Genomic DNA, 16415 nt, shown 5'->3' on the forward strand with positions numbered 1-16415 from the left:
TTATTGCTTTACAAGTTTAAAGGTTGTTGATTCTAATCCTTCTATACGTACAAAATAAATCCCCGAGGATAACTCCTGAGTGGCAAGTGTAACTTCGGATCCACTAACGTCGTATTCTTTAGACGAGATTTGTACTCCTAAAGAGTTATAAATAACAACGCCTACTTTGTTTACTCCTGTAGTGCCAAGACTAAGAATGACATCTCCCTGGGTAGGGTTTGGTGATAGGGTGACCTTGTCAAACAAGCTAACTTTGGTAGATAGCTTCCCTTCGCAATCAAGACTTGAGACTACTTCTACCTCATCTCCATGATCTACCGAAACCGCAAAACTATTGCTAATATACTTTCCTGATGCACTCCCATTAACCATAACGGTATAAGGTGCTGTACCGGTTTCGACCTCTACAAAGAGCTCTTTAGAGGATACTGTTGTTTTTCCGGCAAGTTTCTCGGCGCCTTGGATATTTATATCAAAACATTGCTCACAATCTGCAATACCATCAATAGCAATGCACAAAGTATAACTGCCTGGGGCCAAATCAGGAACTTCAAGAGTAGAGGTGAAATTATAATCGTTACCCCCTACCGTAGCAATATAGGATAAGGATTCTATAGCTGTTATAGAGATCATTCCATTATTTTTGTCTGAACAGGTTTCGTTTATTGCTTCTATATTGAAGTTATCAACCGGTAAATCGTAAAAAGGACAGCTAAAAACATCTTCACAATCGAGAATATCGGCAATTGTAAATGTACTCCCAGTAAGATTCAATGTGGTTTGCCCATTTCCATTAGTAACATAAGGATACAATCCGCAGAAATTTGTAATTCCTGATTCTACAATATTTAATTGGTTTGCAACTGTTCGTAAGCTTGTAAGGTTTACTGAAGAAATTGTATTACCTGATACGGTAGACTGTAAAAACTCGCCCATATCAGTTTCTGTAGTTTCGGTAAGATTTTGTAAGCCATCGATATTATTAAGCTTCTCATTATTTTTAATTCTAAAATATCCTGTAGACGTGATCGATTGTAACGCATCTATCTGGAGTAGCTCGGGATTATTTTCAATTACAATCAACCCTGTTTCTCCAGAGATAAAACCAAGTCCATCTAAACTCATTAAAGCGCTATTATTAGTTACATTAAGAAATACACCAGTAACGGCTGATACATTGTTGAGGGCAGACAAATCATTGAGATTTAAATTATTACCAATGCTAATACTGGTTCCTAAAGAAGTTACCGTACTAAAAGGTGAAAGATCTACAAGTTGAGTTCCAGCAAGTATAAAACTACCTAAGCTTTGTACTACATCAAAGTTGAATGTAGTACTATTTACATTATCCACTATAAAGCTTCTTCCTGTACTTATTAGCATAGGAAAAGAAACGGTACTAGCATCTATATTGCGTAGCGTAAAAAAGTTCTCTACCCTAATAAGATTAGGTATATTGATAGAAGGAGTAGTTAGATTTGAAAAACTAAGTGACCCGGGACCTGCAGAATTAAAAGTATTATCCCCAGTAAGTGTAGTAACGTTTGGAAATATCAAAGCATGTGTTAACGTTTGTCTATCCACTCGAAGTAATTCTGTCACTGTTAGTCCAAGCACCGCGGTAATATCAGTTAGTAATGGATTATCGGAAATAGAAAAATCTTTGATAGGATCTACTATCCCTGAAAGTGCGGTAATATCGGTAAATATATCATTTCTGAATATGGAAAAACCATTTGTGATGGTCTTTAGATTTTGTAAACCATTAAGGTTAGGTAATAGTTCATTATCACCGATCACTAATTTACCATTAATAGTTTCAATACCAGCTAATCCAGAAAGGTCTGTTACATCATTAGCATTTCTTATCGTAAGATTTCCATTTACCGTATTACACGTGCCAAGTTGGGCTATGAACGCATCTAATTCTGATTGCGATGCTATCGTAACACCATCTACTGCGCAATCTGTACATATTTCGTTGTAAGATACTGCTGCATCTTTACTCCAACCAGAATAATTACCGGTACCGGCATTTGCGGCCGCAGCATCATCCACTTCTATACAGTTTAGACTCGGATTGTTTTCAACAGATAGGTAAGAAAAGGTAGTCGCATTGTTACCATTTTTTACATTAAGATATGCTAATTGATTGTTATTGGCCTCCAACTCTTCCATCGCAGGGTTAGCAGTCAAATCCAAAGCAGTTAACCTATTATCATTACAGTACAAATATTCGAGAGCTGTATTAGCAGAAAGGTCTAAACTGGTTAATTGATTGTTTTCAAAATATAATTCTTCTAAACGAGTATTTGCACCAACATCTAAGTTTGTGAATTGATTATCGGTAAGATATAAGTCTTCTAATAATGTATTTGCACTAATATCTAAGCTTGTTAATTGATTATTGGTGCATTCTATCGATTTTAAAGCAGTATTAGCGCTAACATCCAAGCTAGTAAGTGGCGTATCGACTATAGACAAACTTATAAGTGCACTATTAGAACTTATATCTACACTTGCCAGTTGTGTATTATTAAGAGATAATCTTTCCAAATTTGTATTACCATTCAAAGCAATGCTCATAAGCGGACTATCTGAAATACTTAAGCTGGTTAATACATTATTTGCACTAAGATCTATAGAGGATAATTGATTATCTCTAACATTTACGGTTAGTAATTTTGTATTGGCACTTAGATCAAGGTTGGTCAATTGAGTACCTCCTAATGATAAAATCTCTAAAGCGGTATTCCCAGAAAGATTAATACTAGTTAATGGGTTACCGGTACTACTTAATTGTATTAATGAAACGAAATCTTCGATTCCGGTAAGGTCAGTAATTCCTTTATTATATAATTCTCCTCCCGTCCCACCAGAAAATCTTTCTACAGATGCAATATTAGCTGTAGGCACAAAATTATCTAAACCGGTGGTGTCGTATCCTGCATCTATGAGCGCTTGCTCAAAGTTATCATCGGGTACATAAGTCAACAAGCTACAATCATCACTATAGATAGCGGTAGCATCTTTGACCCAGCTGGCATAGTTTCCTGTTCCCAGATTTGCAGTGGCACTATCATCTACTGTGATACAAAGTAAATTAGGGTTTGTATGTACGGTAAATGTCGTAAAGTTGCTATTGTTTCCGTTGGCGATATTTAAACTTCTTAAACTATTCCTATTTAAGGAAAGTGATGTTAATACTGAATTATTTGAAACATCTAAGCTTAAGAGCTGGTTTCGATTAAGATTGATAAACTCTAATCTTATATTATTAGAAAGGTCAATTGTTTCAAAATTATTGATAGGTGCTCTTAATTCTATAAGGTTCGTGTTTGCAGTTATATCAATGGATTCCATTCTATTTCCATTAATATTAAGTACTTCTAATTTTGTATTCTTAGACAGGTTTAATGCTTTTATACTATTTCCTTGTAATTCTAAGTCTGTTAGCTCGATTAATGTATAAAGGTTAATTGCGCTTAAATTATTAGAACCTAGGTTTAAATTTCTTACTGTCGTAAAAGCTTCAATTCCTGTTGCATCGGTAATATTCTTATTCTCAAGGTTTAATGTAGTTAAAGCCGCTAAATTAATATCTCTTGTATTTACAAAATTATCCAACCCACTAGTATCAATTCCCAAATCAATTAATGCTTGTTCAAAATTATCATCAGGAACATACGTTCCTCCACAATCTGTAGAGTATAAATTAAAATTATCTTCTAACCATCCTGACAAACCTCCTCCAGAAGCACCAGAATCTACTTGCACACAAAGTAAATTAGGTTGATTTCTAATATCTAGGAAAGTAATATTTGTATTAAAACTATTATCTATTTTAATATACCTAATATCTCCTGTGTTAAAATTTAAAGATGTTAGTTTACGATTAAGCTCAAAATCGAGTGTTACTAAAGATGTGTTATTTGTAATACTAACAGTTTTTAATTCTGAATTTGTTTCAAAATCAAGATAAATAAGTGGAGTATTATCTGCTGAGAAATTTTCTAATGCTATATTTTTTGACAAGTCAATTAAATCAATTCCTGTACTACTAGCATCCAACGTAATTAACTGTGTGTTTTTAGTGATATCAACCTCAGAAATACTTGTGTTATTGGAAATATCTAAAGTTTCTAACGCTACAAAATCCTCAATCCCGGCAAGATCCGAAATGTTACTATTAGACACATCAAGGGTAGTCAACGACGAAATATTGGCGGTTGGTACTTGACCGTCGCTAGCGACGTCATCATAGGCACTTAATGCGGCTTCAAAATTGGTATCAGGTATCGCCGTATACTGGGCATAAGACGAAAAACTAAAGCATAAAAAAATGAAGTTGAGTAATCTTATTTTCATATTCTTGGATTTAAATATCGTTGACAATAATAATATAAACCACTGATTTTAAGAGTTTTTTATCGGTGTCAAATGGTGTCATTTTATGGTTTTATCCTTAAATACGTAGGGTTACGTAGTCTAAGCCTGTCGAAGACTACACACAGGCTCAGTGTACGGTCTAAAAGCGAATACACATCTCGATACAATCCTCCTCCTTGGGTCGGATCAATCGATGTGACAAAATGCTTATTACGCCAGATCCTGAATAAATTTCTCCAATTCGATTTCTGAAGGGATTTCCATCTTTTTGCGAATGCGACGACGCATCGATTTTACAGAATCTGAGGATACATTTCGAATGGTCATAATCTCTTTAATAGAAAGATTGAGTCGCAGTAAAGCACAAACTTCGCGTTCACCCTTGGTTAATTCTGGGTAAGATGTCTGAAGCATTGTATCAAAGTTCTGGTTCACAGAGTCAATCTTTTCTTGTAATCCAGATAATTTGCTTTCGGTTTCAATTTGTAATCGTAATTGGGTAGTTAATGAGTTTAAGGATTTCTTTATATCTTCTGGTTTTCCTCCTATTACTTCACTTTTTATTTTATCGAGCAAATCTTCTTTAAATGCCAAACGCATGCTGTTATCGGCAATTAATCGTTTTATATCTTCTTCTTTGGCGTTAATTTCCTGATCTAATATCCTTTTTTCATTTTCATAAGTAGTTCTAGCAAGTTTTGAACGCTGCAGATAGTTGCGCCGCACTAAATAACCAATACTAACGGCACCTATAGCTGTAACTAATAATAAAACAAAGTATAGTTTCCTTTTAGAAGCTTCGGCTTTTGCCACTAGCTCTACTTCTCTTTTCTCTTGTGCAAATTGAAGACTATCTACAGATCGTTGTTGCTCGTATTTATATTGAGACTCAAGATCCGCCATCTTTTGATAGTTTTTCTCATTTCTAACCTTTACCCACCATTTATGATACTCCATATGGTATTCATAGGCCTTTTTATAATCTTGTAAATCTGCATAACTATTACTAAGTCCCATATATCTAGAATGCAACACAGCTTCATTCTTTTGTGCCTTAGACATAGCAATAGCCTTGTTATATAATTCGATGGCTTTTTTAGGCATTCCTAAAACTCTATAGGTAACTCCCAACGCAAAATAACCGGACTCTAGTCCTATTTGATTGTTTGCCTTTTGATGCATCTCAATAGACCGCTGTAGATAGGGTATGTTTTCTTTGTATCTTTTTTGTCTTCGTAAAAAAAACGCATAATATGAATTTGCAGAAGCAATTAATTTAGTCTCATTAACAGAATCTGCAAGTTTAATTGCTTTTAGATGGTGCTCTTCTGCCTGGGTATTCTCATTTATGTTTTCATAGAGAATTCCGTATCGACTTATAGTTCTTATCGTTTCGTTTATGTTATTGTATTTTTTACTTAGTGTATATGCCGAATCTAAATTGATTTTTGTTTTTTTAAATTCGGATTGATATAACCATAACCAAGCGGTTTGAGAGTAGGTGTATCCCAAGGTATATGTTTCTCCTATCCTCCTTTTGAGTTTTAGGCTTTCCTGAAGGTTTTTTAGTGCAGGGCCAAACTTGTTTTCTCTTCTTAAGAAATACGCAAGCTGCTCTAAAATAGAAGCCTTTTTTAATAAAAATTCATTTTTGTTTGAAAACTTCTTATCGATAATCTCTAAAGCACTTTCAAAATTTTTCTTTGCCTCAACAATATCTGAATCTTTTATTTCTAATGCCTTTGCATATAATTCTTCAACCTGAATACTATCATTTTTTACTTGAGAAAAAAGAGGAGCTTTTACTAAAAAAAAGACGACTAAAACGGGATAAATTAATGACCGCATCTTAAATATTTCTAAAAATAAGGTTGACGACACTCAAATATACACTTATCTAATCTTTTATTATTTATTTTTGATATTTTAACCAATATATCCATGAAAATCCTTCACATAGATACTAATCATCCTTTACTTCATACTCAACTTACGGCTACCGGTTTTCAAAACGATGAAGATTATAGCTCTACAAAAGAAGAAATCGAAGCTAAAATTGCACTATATGACGGAGTGATCATCAGAAGTAGGTTTCCCATAGATAAAACATTTCTGGATAAAGCCAAAAATCTAAAGTTTATTGGTCGTGTAGGCGCTGGATTAGAGAATATTGATATCGAGTATGCAGAGAAATTAGGCGTTAAACTTTTTAATGCCCCAGAAGGAAATCGCAATGCAGTGGGAGAACATACATTAGGTATGATTTTATCCCTATTTAATAAGCTAAACTATGGGGATCAAAGTGTACGAAATGGGAAATGGTTACGTGAGCAACATCGTGGTATAGAGTTAGATGGTAAAACAGTAGGTATTATTGGATATGGAAACATGGGAAGAGCGTTTGCCCGAAAACTACGAGGCTTTAATGTCGAAGTGATCTGTTATGACATTCTTGAAGATGTTGAAAATAGTGATGCAATGCAGGTAGAACTTGACGAACTTTTTGAAAAAACAGATGTTCTAAGTCTACATACTCCTGAAACTCCTTTGACCATCGGCATGATTAATACTGATTTTATAAATAAATTCAAGAAATCATTTTGGTTGATCAATACAGCTCGAGGCAAAAGTGTTGTAACAACAGATTTAGTAAAAGCTTTAAAAGAAGAAAAAATTTTGGGAGCAGGATTGGATGTACTAGAATATGAAAAATCATCATTCGAGAACCTATTTTCTTCAAAAAAAGAAATACCAGAAGCTCTGAAAGAGCTACTTGGTATGGATAATGTAATTCTAAGTCCGCATGTGGCCGGTTGGACGATAGAATCTAAAGAAAAATTGGCCCAAACTATAGTTGATAAAATTAAAGCAGAGTTTTGTTAAAAGAAGTCTTTACATTGTTACTTTCAAACTACACTGATGACTCAAAACATGTGAAGTCATTATGGAGAGAGATTGAAAAAAAACATACTAAAAAAAACCGGTATTACCACAACCTTTCTCATCTCGAACATCTTTACACACAACTTACCAAAGTAAAAGATGAGATACAAGACTGGGAGATGATATTGTTTGCCCTGTTTTATCATGATTATGTCTACAACATCCTTAAACAAGATAACGAAGAAAAAAGTGCACGCAAAGCTGTAGCGGTATTAAAACAGTTAAAGGTTGAAGAAAATCGCATTGCTCTTTGTAAAAAAATTATAGTAGCTACCAAAGGTCATAATACATCAAAAAATAATGATGTAAACTATTTTACTGATGCTGATCTTTCCATTTTAGGTATGGAGTGGGAAGATTATAACATCTACTTCAAACAGGTAAGAAAAGAATATAAATACTATCCCGATTTTGTATATAATAAAGGGCGAATTAAAGTGTTGCAACATTTTATAGCGATGCCCCGAATCTATAAAACCGACTATTTTTATGCAACGTATGAGCTAAAGGCAAAAGAAAATCTTCAACAAGAAGTTGATTTGCTTTCTAAATAGTATAGAGTTTTCATAAATTTATAGAGTGAAGAAAACGATTTTCATTTTTGCAGCACTAGTGGTAGCCCTACTTACACTATTCCAGTTAAGTAAATACAGTGTATTCACAGGTAGTACTTCTATCGAAATTGTAATCGCCATAATTGCTATTATTTTTTTTATTATTGGAGTCATCATCAACAAAAGAGTATTACACAAACAGAAAACTCTTACTCATACTATAGACCATAAAAAAATTCAAGAACTAGGATTGAGTAAACGAGAATATGAGGTGCTTTGCGAAATAGCTTCAGGATTATCTAATAAAGAAATCGCTGAGAAGTTGTTTGTTTCAGAAAGCACCATAAAAACTCATGTATCTAATGTTTTAGTAAAATTAGATGCCAAACGACGTACACAAGCCATACAAATCGCCAAAGAGTTTCAAATAATACCATTATAAGGTCAAATTATACTGAAGTCCAATACAATTCATACTTTAGTATGAGTGCAATCTTAGTAGCTCAACCTACATTTGAGACCAACCATTAAATATCTTTAAAAATGAAAAATACTGTTTTACGTTACGGAGTGTATAGCGCCATTACTATATGTGCATTGTCACTAGCCGGATGGTTCTTAGGAAAAAACTTGGACTACGGTATCCAGGAAGTTATTGGATATGCCAGTATGGTTATTTCCTTACTCTTTGTGTTTTTTGGAATAAAACATTATCGCGATAACGAGAATAATGGTATCGTTTCCTTTAAAAAAGCATTACTCATAGGAGTACTTATCTCTTTAATCGCGGCTCTGGCATTTGGAATTTTAGATGTCATTTATGTCAAATTCATCAATCCTGATTTTATGGCCGAGTACTATACTCATTATGTCGAACAGATGAGAAACACACTTTCTGAGGCAGATTTTAAGGTCGAGTTTGAAAAACTGGAAGCTCAAAAAAAGTTATTTTCGAACATATTTATGAGTTTCTTCTTAATGTTTGCAACTGTACTCATTATTGGATTTATTATTTCTCTACTCTCAGCACTTATACTGCAGCGTAAACCATAACAGATAATTAAAACAAAACCATTATGAAATATGAAGCAAATACACCTGATGAATATATAGCTGCTATTCCTAAAGAGCGTCAGGCAGCAATGACAAGCTTAAGAGAGGTAATCAAGAAGAATCTTCCTAAAGGTTTTTCTGAAGAAATTAATTATGGAATGATCGGATATGTGGTACCGCACTCAATCTATCCCGATGGATATCACTGCGACCCTAAATTGCCATTACCCTTTATGAATATTGCATCGCAAAAAAGCTTTATAGCCGTATATCATAGCGGAATTTATGCCAATAAAGAATTAATGGATTGGTTTGTTGGCGAATATCCTAAATATGTTAAAACCAAATTGGATATGGGCAAGAGCTGTATCCGATTTAAAAAAATAGATCAAATCCCAATGGAATTGATAGGTGAATTAGCCTCTAAATTAACTCCACAAGAGTGGGTCAATATGTACGAAAATGCTGTTAAAAAGAAATAATACGACTTGTACCATACTAAGCTAGTCGAAGTGAAATTTAAAAACTAATAATCAATGAAAAAACGCGTAACAGGATTAGGTGGATTCTTTTTTAAGACTAAAGATCCAAAAACAACAAAAGAATGGTATGGAAAACATCTTGGGCTTCCGGTAGATGATTATGGCTGTACCTTTTGGTGGAAAGACAAGGCTGGTAATGATTGCTCAACGCAATGGAGCCCATTTAAGGATGATACCACCTATTTTGCGCCTAGCAAAAAAGAGTTTATGATGAATTTTAGGGTAGAAAACCTGGTAGAATTACTAAAAGTCTTAAAAGAAGAAGGTGTAACCATAGTTGGTGAGGTCGAAGAATATGACTATGGAAAATTTGGCTGGATCGTTGACCCCGAAGGAAACAAAATAGAACTTTGGGAACCTATAGACAAAGCATTCTTATAAAAGAAAAGCCGGCAAATTTGCCGGCTTTTCTTTTATCAATTAAATATTGACCTATATTTATTCTCCAGCTTTTGGATCAGGTCCATATTGGTTATCTCCTTTTGTACCTTCGGTAAAGGCCAGAATAAGGTTATAAATAGGAATCAGCATATACCACCAATCTTTATCAACATCATGCATTCTACGTACAGCAACTGCAATACTAGGTATAAGAGTTGCAAGTGCATATATACTTCCAAGAGTTGCTAAGAAACCAATTTCTAAAACACCAGCAAGAATAATCAGTCCATACATTATAATAATGTTAAATAAAAAGAACATCCAATATTCCTTACGTCTTGCTCTTCCTGAAAATCCAGCGTAATTTTTTAATGCTTTTAAGTACCAATTCATAATTTTTATTTAATTAGTTAGTCTTACCAAATATAGCAATAAATTTGAGTTATCAAAATAATGGATGCTATAATCAACGCGTATAATCAAAATTAAGTCCCCCAAACATTCTTAATGATCTTCAGATTTTTAAGTAATATTTTTGTAATTTTCTGCCAATTAATAAATCATTTTAAACAACATGAGTGAAGAAAACAACAACTTAGGGGATGACATTAAAAAAGGTGCAGAAGAAGCCGCTGAAAATGTAAAGGAAACGGCCAAAGAATTTGCAGAAGAAGCCAAAGAAATAATCGATTCTCAAGATAATAAAAAGGTGCTTGCCGGTATTTTAGCTATATTTTTAGGCTGGTTAGGCGTTCATAAGTTTATTTTAGGATACCAAAAAGAAGGATTTATACTATTAGGGATAACATTGATTTCGTTTCCATTAATGTGTCTAGGTATCGGTGTACTTACGATATACATTCCATCGATCATTGGGTTAATAGAAGGTATCATGTATCTTACTAAAACAGACGAAGAGTTTTATCAAACCTACCAGGTGGGTAAAAAACCTTGGTTCTAACATATTAAAAAAGTCAGAAAATTATCGTCTGACTTTTTTATTTAATTTTAATATCGTAATATTGCGATATTAAAATATAGAGATGGGAATTACCAAAACACAAATATTCGATAAGAAGCAAAACGAACTTGCTCAATTCTTTAAGATATTAGGGCACCCAGCCCGTATTGCCATACTTCAACATATAAGTACTCAAAACTCGTGCATATGCAATGACTTGGTCGAAGAAATTGGTTTAGCTCAAGCAACCATTTCACAACATCTCAAAGAACTAAAAAGTATAGGTTTATTAAAAGGCGAAATCGAAGGCAAAAGCATGTGCTACTGTATCGATATCGATCGGTGGGAGCAACTACAACAATTATTAAATTCTTTTTTTAACAATACAAAACAAAACTGTTGCTAAACAAAAAAGCAATCTAAAAATTATACATTATGACTACATCAGAATTCATTACATTATTAGCGGAACACCAGGGTAAATCATTGTTATTTGAGTATGCACCTGGTATGTTAGTAGGAACAAATTATCATATCACCGAGGTAAAACATATCACAATCGACTCAGTAGATTGCGGTGCTGGTACCGATTCTTGGAAAGAAACTGTAATACAGTTGTGGGAAAGTCCAAGCGAATTAGGTAAACCTGAATATATGAGTGCATACAAAGCCTTAGGAATCTTAAAAAAAGTGGGACAAATGAAAGCTTACGAAATGGATGCACCGGTAAAAATAGAATATGGCAATACCATGTTCCATGCTGCCCAGTTACATGTCAATGATTTTGAACTTAAAGAAGGGCAATTGATTTTGAAACTTGCAGTACAACCTACAGATTGCAAAGCCAAAGAAACTTGTGGAGTTAACGAACCTGTTAGTGCCGAAGCCAATTCATGTGCACCTGGTAGCGGTTGTTGCTAAATGAATACCAATATCCAAATAACATATTTTACCAAAGCTGACTGGCTAGCTATTTCATCCATATATAAAGAAGGTATAGATACTCAAGTGGCAACCTTTGAAAATCAAATACCTACTTGGGAAACATGGGATATGGCTCATATTAAATCGTGTAGACTAAAAGCCATTATTAAAGGTGAAATTGTTGGTTGGGCGGCCTTATCTCCAACTTCAAAAAGAGAAGTGTATAAGGGTGTAGCAGAAGTTAGCATTTATATAGCATCAAAATATAGAAACTTAGGTATTGGAAAGCTACTTCTATCCAGATTAATCGAAAAAAGTGAAGAAGCAGGGTTTTGGACACTGCAAGCGAGCATTTTCAGCACCAATATTGCTAGTATTACCTTACATAAATCATTAGGATTTAGAGAAATTGGATATCGAGAAAAAATTGGAAAATTAAACGATATTTGGTACGATAATACTATTTTAGAACGAAGAAGTAAAACAATACGATAACCACATAAAAACACCACATATATGAATATTTTAGTACTATGTACCGGGAACTCTTGCCGAAGCCAAATGGCAGAAGGTTATTTGAAGCATTTTGCAAAAGAGCAAGCAACTATATACAGCGCAGGAGTAGAAACTCACGGTGTTAATCCCAGGGCTATTTCTATCATGAAAGAAGATGGTATTGATATCTCTAAACACACTTCGAATAACCTTGATGAGTATCTGGATATAGCCTTCGATTATATCCTAACGGTATGCGATAACGCTAAAGAAAGATGCCCATTTTTCCCTGGTAAAGCCAATCGATTGCATTACAATTTTTTTGATCCGTCAAAAGTAGAAGGAACCGAAGAAGAAATTCATGCCGCTTTTACTAAAACAAGAAATCAAATTAAAGACTACTGTAAGAATTTTGTTGAGAAAAATATTTTGAAAACGGTATCCTAATTCTAACGTATTATACTTTAAAAACCTCGCAGGCTTATACCCTGTGGGGTTTTAGGTTTTGGGTCTAAATTAATAAAATAGGCTATTTATCACCATTTTTAAAGTATTTCCGCTCCAGTTCGGCTTGGAATTCTTCCATTACTGGTTTCACTGTACTATCAGGAAGGTCTGCAATACGGATGTACATTAATCCATCTACGGCATTATTAAATAAAGGATCTACATTAAATGCAACTACCTTTGCATTTTGTTTGATATATTTTTTAATCAGTACAGGAATACGAAGGCTACCTGGTTCTACCTCGTCAATGATTTTATCAAATTTATTAAGATCGCTTTTACTCTCGTCAAACACAAAATCTTTATCAGCATCCTTTAGTTTTACCTTAAACTCTTTTTTAGGTCTCACATATTGTGCAACATAGGGATCATAATAATGAGATTTCATAAACTCAATCATCAAAGACTTCGTAAAATTGCTAAACTTATTGCTTATGCTAACCCCACCGATTAGATATTTATGCTCCGGAAAACGCAATGTACAGTGCACAATACCTTTCCATAATAAAAATAGTGGCATTGGCCGTTGTTGATATTCTTTAATTATAAAAGCCCTACCCATCTCAATAGATTGGCTCATCATCTTATGCAACTCAGGTTCAAATCTAAACAGGTCTTGAAGATAAAACCCATCAATACCAAAACTTCCATATATTTTTGACCCCATTCCCATACGATACGCTCCGGCAATTTTTTTTGCCCCGTTGTCCCATAGAAACATATGATGATAATAATGATCAAATTTATCAAGATCGATAGAATTGTTCGTTCCTTCGCCTATTTCTCTAAAAGTGATTTCTCTTAGCCTGCCTATCTCATTCAGAATATTAGGAATATACTTTTTTTGAGCTAAAAAAACTTCATAGTTCTTACTGATTAATAACCTTTTGTCATTATCCCTGCAAAACTGCAATTCAGCTTCAATTTTTTTGACATTACCCTCTCCAGCAATTTCTTTAGGAGATTTTGGCAGTTTTAGATTTCTTGGAATAGATTCGCGTAAAGTTTTCTTCTCATATGGATTGGCCAACATGTACGTTTTCTTACGCAGGAAATTTGTAAAGTCTTCAAGATTTGTATGTTCTTCTTGATCTTTAACAGAAACAGGATTACCAATTCTTACTTTAATTACCTTATTTTCTTGAGAGAAAAGTTCGCTTGGCAATTTGGCAGTTCGTAATGTATCGCTTATTGAAGCTAAACGATAAAAAAGTCCACTATTACGAGCATGAAAATATATTGGAATTACAGGAACTTTAGCTTTCTGAACTAAACGCATGGCACTGGCTTCCCATGGTTTATCTACATAATTTTTCCCTTCTTTGTTTGTTGAAACTTCTCCGGCAGGAAAGATCCCAAGAGGATTTCCTTCTTGAAGGTGTAAAATAGCCTCTTTAATTCCTTTATGACTCGATTTCGCTTCCTTTCTATCCTCAAAAGGATTCACAGGCATAATATACGGCTTGAGCGGCAAAAGATTATGCAACAAAAAATTGGCAATAATTTTATAATCAGATCGATGCTCTAATAATATTTTAAGCAGCAAGATCCCATCAAGTCCTCCTAGTGGATGATTTGACAGGGTAATAAAGGCGCCTTCTTTTGGAAGCCGTCTTAAATCTTCTTCAGGAATTTCATAATTTACTCCATGTATCTCCAGAGCTTTTACCAAAAATTCTAAATCATTAAGATGACTTATCCGATCATATTGACGGTTTACTTTTGATAACCTAGTAACCTTAAGAATTATCCAACCCAAAAAGTTACCTATAAAACCAAGTTTATCTAGTTTGAGCCCTGTGACTATTTCTTTTGCTGTGATTATAGGCATTAAATACAATTTGCGCTAACTGCAAATATAGCAAAATCCTTGAATTTTTTGTACTAGTCTCTTATAACCATTTGATAGGTCTCCCGTGTGATCTGTTTAAGCAAAATATCTCTGTTTTTTTCTAAAGATTCAATAGCTTTATCTGTAAAGTGCCTTAATGTATATAAGGATACTTTTTTATTGTAAGCCACCTTAAATTGTGGCTTTAACTGGTTTAGAAGCTCATCAAAACGATTGAATTTATCATCAAGGCATACCGAAAAACTAATCGCAGAATTTTGAATCAAATCTACCTTGATATGATATTGATGAAAAAGGTTAAAAATTTCACTGATATTATCTTCAACAATAAACGAAAAATCAAGTGATGAAAGCGATAACAAAATCTGATTTTTCTTTACTATATAACAGGGCAAATATGGATCTAACGGTTGTCCTTTTTTGACTGATGTTCCTTCATTTAATGGATTAAGAAAAGACTTTACGTATAATGGGATTTCTTTGCGTTGTAAAGGCTGAATGGTTTTAGGGTGGATTACAGAAGCTCCGTAAAAGGCTAATTCTATAGCTTCTTCATATGAAATATGAGATAGTAGCTCGGCATTTTCGAAAACACGGGGATCAGCATTAAGCACTCCGGGTACATCTTTCCAAATACTTACACTATCGGCTCCCAAGCAATATGCAAAAATCCCGGCTGTATAATCGCTTCCTTCTCTACCCAGTGTGGTGGTAAAATTATTTTCATCAGACCCTATAAATCCTTGAGTCACGCTTAGTCCTTTGGTATTTACCTTAGTGACAATTAATTTTTGTGTAATCTCCCAATCGACTTCTGCATCTCTATATGCAGTATCTGTCTTGATAAAATTACGGGCATCCAGCCATTGGTTCGTAAACCCTTGTTGATTTAAGTATTCGCTAACTATTGTGGTAGAAATGATTTCGCCGTAACTCACAATCTGATCATAAACATAATCATATTGTTGTGATTTGTTTCTTTTTAGTGTTGTTTCTAAATCCATAAAGAACCCTTCGATTTTTTTGAAAACCGGGTGTTGTTTATTTTCAAAAAGGTCATTAAGAATCTTTTTATGGTATGTATTTACTTCTGTTATTGATTTTTGAAGTTCAGGATCATCGTTTAAATAAAACTCAACCACTTTTTCTAAAGCATTTGTCGTTTTACCCATTGCCGATACAATGATAACAAGATTAGAAAACCCCGTCTTCTGAAGCACATTAGTAACATTTTTTACTGCCTCGGCATCTTTTACAGACGCACCCCCAAATTTAAAAACTCTCATGTATTAAAATTTACTTATAAAGTTTTCTAAACCTTTCTCATCCATTTGCGCCAAATACCAATCTTTTAGAAGTTTTGCCCCACTTTTTTCATAAAAATCTATTGCATTTTTGTTCCAATCCAGAACCACCCACTCTACTCTGCGTACTCCTTTAGATTGTGCATACTTCATAACCTCTTTATACAGTGCGCTACCCAATCCGGTGCCTCTCATAGACTCTTTAACAATAAGGTCTTCCAGGTGTATTGTGCGTCCTTTCCAGGTCGAAAATCGATAATACACAAGTGCAATTCCTACAATTTCATTATCTACTTCGGCTACAAAGCAATGAAAAAGTGGATGCTGCCCAAAACCTTCTTCAATAAGTTCATCAACTGTAACTTCGACTGCTTCAGGTTCTTTCTCAAACATTGCTAATTCATGTATTAAAACTAATACTTGATCCATATCCTGAGCTGTTGCATCTCTGATAATATATTCCATAACGCGAAAAGTTTATCAAAACTATAAAATATGAACTAGAAACGT

At 34.0% G+C, this 16415-nt stretch carries 17 protein-coding genes; 11 read left to right on the plus strand and 6 right to left on the minus strand.

Annotated features, from left to right (window positions below; translation table 11 throughout):
• The gene (locus tag JJQ60_RS10420) at positions 1-4368 is read right to left on the minus strand and encodes a leucine-rich repeat domain-containing protein (RefSeq protein ID WP_201919381.1); all 4368 of its coding nucleotides are present in this window, start codon (positions 4366-4368) and stop codon (positions 1-3) included.
• Positions 4369-4599: 231 nt separating this feature from the next.
• On the minus strand, positions 4600-6237 hold the full coding sequence (locus JJQ60_RS10425) for a tetratricopeptide repeat protein (protein ID WP_201919383.1): 1638 nt from the start codon (positions 6235-6237) through the stop codon (positions 4600-4602).
• Positions 6238-6330: 93 nt separating this feature from the next.
• Here JJQ60_RS10425 and JJQ60_RS10430 point away from each other — a divergent pair, with 93 nt between their 5' ends.
• The 6 genes from JJQ60_RS10430 to JJQ60_RS10455 all read left to right on the plus strand — a co-directional run bounded on the left by JJQ60_RS10430 (position 6331) and on the right by JJQ60_RS10455 (position 9862).
• Positions 6331-7272 carry a 2-hydroxyacid dehydrogenase gene (locus tag JJQ60_RS10430; RefSeq protein WP_201919385.1) on the plus strand — a complete coding sequence of 314 codons (942 nt, stop codon included), beginning with the start codon at positions 6331-6333 and terminating at the stop codon, positions 7270-7272.
• A gap of 50 nt (positions 7273-7322) precedes the next feature.
• The gene (locus JJQ60_RS10435; RefSeq protein ID WP_201919387.1) at positions 7323-7886 is read left to right on the plus strand and encodes an HD domain-containing protein; all 564 of its coding nucleotides are present in this window, start codon (positions 7323-7325) and stop codon (positions 7884-7886) included.
• Between the two features lie 25 nt (positions 7887-7911).
• Positions 7912-8328 (plus strand): response regulator transcription factor, encoded by a 417-nt coding sequence (locus JJQ60_RS22290; protein ID WP_201919389.1) that lies wholly within the window; start codon positions 7912-7914, stop codon positions 8326-8328.
• 101 nt (positions 8329-8429) lie between these two features.
• A complete protein-coding gene (locus JJQ60_RS10445; protein ID WP_201919391.1) occupies positions 8430-8939 on the plus strand; it encodes a DUF4199 domain-containing protein in 510 nt (169 codons plus the stop codon).
• A 23-nt stretch (positions 8940-8962) separates the two neighbouring features.
• On the plus strand, positions 8963-9421 hold the full coding sequence (locus JJQ60_RS10450; protein ID WP_201919393.1) for a DUF1801 domain-containing protein: 459 nt from the start codon (positions 8963-8965) through the stop codon (positions 9419-9421).
• Between the two features lie 54 nt (positions 9422-9475).
• Positions 9476-9862 carry a VOC family protein gene (locus tag JJQ60_RS10455; protein ID WP_201919395.1) on the plus strand — a complete coding sequence of 129 codons (387 nt, stop codon included), beginning with the start codon at positions 9476-9478 and terminating at the stop codon, positions 9860-9862.
• A gap of 57 nt (positions 9863-9919) precedes the next feature.
• Here the strand turns inward: JJQ60_RS10455 and JJQ60_RS10460 are convergent, their stop codons facing one another.
• Complete coding sequence (locus JJQ60_RS10460; RefSeq protein WP_201919397.1) at positions 9920-10255, minus strand: DUF805 domain-containing protein; 336 nt, start codon at positions 10253-10255, stop codon at positions 9920-9922.
• A gap of 181 nt (positions 10256-10436) precedes the next feature.
• On the opposite strand from JJQ60_RS10460, the gene JJQ60_RS10465 reads away from it, so the two are divergent.
• The 5 genes from JJQ60_RS10465 (at position 10437) to JJQ60_RS10485 (ending at position 12689) form a co-directional block, all read left to right on the plus strand.
• On the plus strand, positions 10437-10823 hold the full coding sequence (locus JJQ60_RS10465) for a TM2 domain-containing protein (RefSeq protein ID WP_201919400.1): 387 nt from the start codon (positions 10437-10439) through the stop codon (positions 10821-10823).
• Between the two features lie 82 nt (positions 10824-10905).
• Complete coding sequence (locus tag JJQ60_RS10470) at positions 10906-11229, plus strand: ArsR/SmtB family transcription factor (protein ID WP_201919401.1); 324 nt, start codon at positions 10906-10908, stop codon at positions 11227-11229.
• Positions 11230-11258: 29 nt separating this feature from the next.
• Positions 11259-11744: a DUF6428 family protein gene (locus JJQ60_RS10475; RefSeq protein WP_201919403.1), complete on the plus strand. Its 486-nt coding sequence runs from the start codon at positions 11259-11261 to the stop codon at positions 11742-11744.
• On the plus strand, positions 11745-12242 hold the full coding sequence (locus JJQ60_RS10480) for a GNAT family N-acetyltransferase (protein WP_201919405.1): 498 nt from the start codon (positions 11745-11747) through the stop codon (positions 12240-12242).
• A 21-nt stretch (positions 12243-12263) separates the two neighbouring features.
• Positions 12264-12689 carry an arsenate reductase ArsC gene (locus tag JJQ60_RS10485; protein WP_201919407.1) on the plus strand — a complete coding sequence of 142 codons (426 nt, stop codon included), beginning with the start codon at positions 12264-12266 and terminating at the stop codon, positions 12687-12689.
• An 82-nt stretch (positions 12690-12771) separates the two neighbouring features.
• Here the strand turns inward: JJQ60_RS10485 and JJQ60_RS10490 are convergent, their stop codons facing one another.
• Genes JJQ60_RS10490 through JJQ60_RS10500 form a run of 3 tightly spaced genes read right to left on the minus strand, consistent with a single transcriptional unit; the run spans position 12772 to position 16370 of the window.
• Positions 12772-14580 carry a GNAT family N-acyltransferase gene (locus JJQ60_RS10490; RefSeq protein WP_201919409.1) on the minus strand — a complete coding sequence of 603 codons (1809 nt, stop codon included), beginning with the start codon at positions 14578-14580 and terminating at the stop codon, positions 12772-12774.
• Between the two features lie 53 nt (positions 14581-14633).
• On the minus strand, positions 14634-15887 hold the full coding sequence (locus JJQ60_RS10495) for an aspartate kinase (RefSeq protein WP_201919411.1): 1254 nt from the start codon (positions 15885-15887) through the stop codon (positions 14634-14636).
• Positions 15888-15890: 3 nt separating this feature from the next.
• Positions 15891-16370, minus strand: coding sequence for a GNAT family N-acetyltransferase (locus JJQ60_RS10500; protein ID WP_201919412.1), 480 nt, complete (start codon positions 16368-16370; stop codon positions 15891-15893).
• Positions 16371-16415 lie beyond the last annotated feature (45 nt).

This window comes from Aquimarina mytili (assembly GCF_016735115.1).
Lineage (GTDB): Bacteria > Bacteroidota > Bacteroidia > Flavobacteriales > Flavobacteriaceae > Aquimarina > Aquimarina mytili.

What these genes read in the sequence shown, in the direction of transcription:
- JJQ60_RS10420 (WP_201919381.1), bottom strand. Translation starts at nt 4,368, where the DNA reads ATGAAAATAAGATTACTCAACTTCATTTTTTTATGCTTTAGTTTTTCG.
- JJQ60_RS10425 (WP_201919383.1), bottom strand. Translation starts at nt 6,237, where the DNA reads ATGCGGTCATTAATTTATCCCGTTTTAGTCGTCTTTTTTTTAGTAAAA.
- JJQ60_RS10430 (WP_201919385.1), top strand. Translation starts at nt 6,331, where the DNA reads ATGAAAATCCTTCACATAGATACTAATCATCCTTTACTTCATACTCAA.
- JJQ60_RS10445 (WP_201919391.1), top strand. Translation starts at nt 8,430, where the DNA reads ATGAAAAATACTGTTTTACGTTACGGAGTGTATAGCGCCATTACTATA.
- JJQ60_RS10450 (WP_201919393.1), top strand. Translation starts at nt 8,963, where the DNA reads ATGAAATATGAAGCAAATACACCTGATGAATATATAGCTGCTATTCCT.
- JJQ60_RS10455 (WP_201919395.1), top strand. Translation starts at nt 9,476, where the DNA reads ATGAAAAAACGCGTAACAGGATTAGGTGGATTCTTTTTTAAGACTAAA.
- JJQ60_RS10460 (WP_201919397.1), bottom strand. Translation starts at nt 10,255, where the DNA reads ATGAATTGGTACTTAAAAGCATTAAAAAATTACGCTGGATTTTCAGGA.
- JJQ60_RS10465 (WP_201919400.1), top strand. Translation starts at nt 10,437, where the DNA reads ATGAGTGAAGAAAACAACAACTTAGGGGATGACATTAAAAAAGGTGCA.
- JJQ60_RS10470 (WP_201919401.1), top strand. Translation starts at nt 10,906, where the DNA reads ATGGGAATTACCAAAACACAAATATTCGATAAGAAGCAAAACGAACTT.
- JJQ60_RS10475 (WP_201919403.1), top strand. Translation starts at nt 11,259, where the DNA reads ATGACTACATCAGAATTCATTACATTATTAGCGGAACACCAGGGTAAA.
- JJQ60_RS10480 (WP_201919405.1), top strand. Translation starts at nt 11,745, where the DNA reads ATGAATACCAATATCCAAATAACATATTTTACCAAAGCTGACTGGCTA.
- JJQ60_RS10485 (WP_201919407.1), top strand. Translation starts at nt 12,264, where the DNA reads ATGAATATTTTAGTACTATGTACCGGGAACTCTTGCCGAAGCCAAATG.
- JJQ60_RS10490 (WP_201919409.1), bottom strand. Translation starts at nt 14,580, where the DNA reads ATGCCTATAATCACAGCAAAAGAAATAGTCACAGGGCTCAAACTAGAT.
- JJQ60_RS10495 (WP_201919411.1), bottom strand. Translation starts at nt 15,887, where the DNA reads ATGAGAGTTTTTAAATTTGGGGGTGCGTCTGTAAAAGATGCCGAGGCA.
- JJQ60_RS10500 (WP_201919412.1), bottom strand. Translation starts at nt 16,370, where the DNA reads ATGGAATATATTATCAGAGATGCAACAGCTCAGGATATGGATCAAGTA.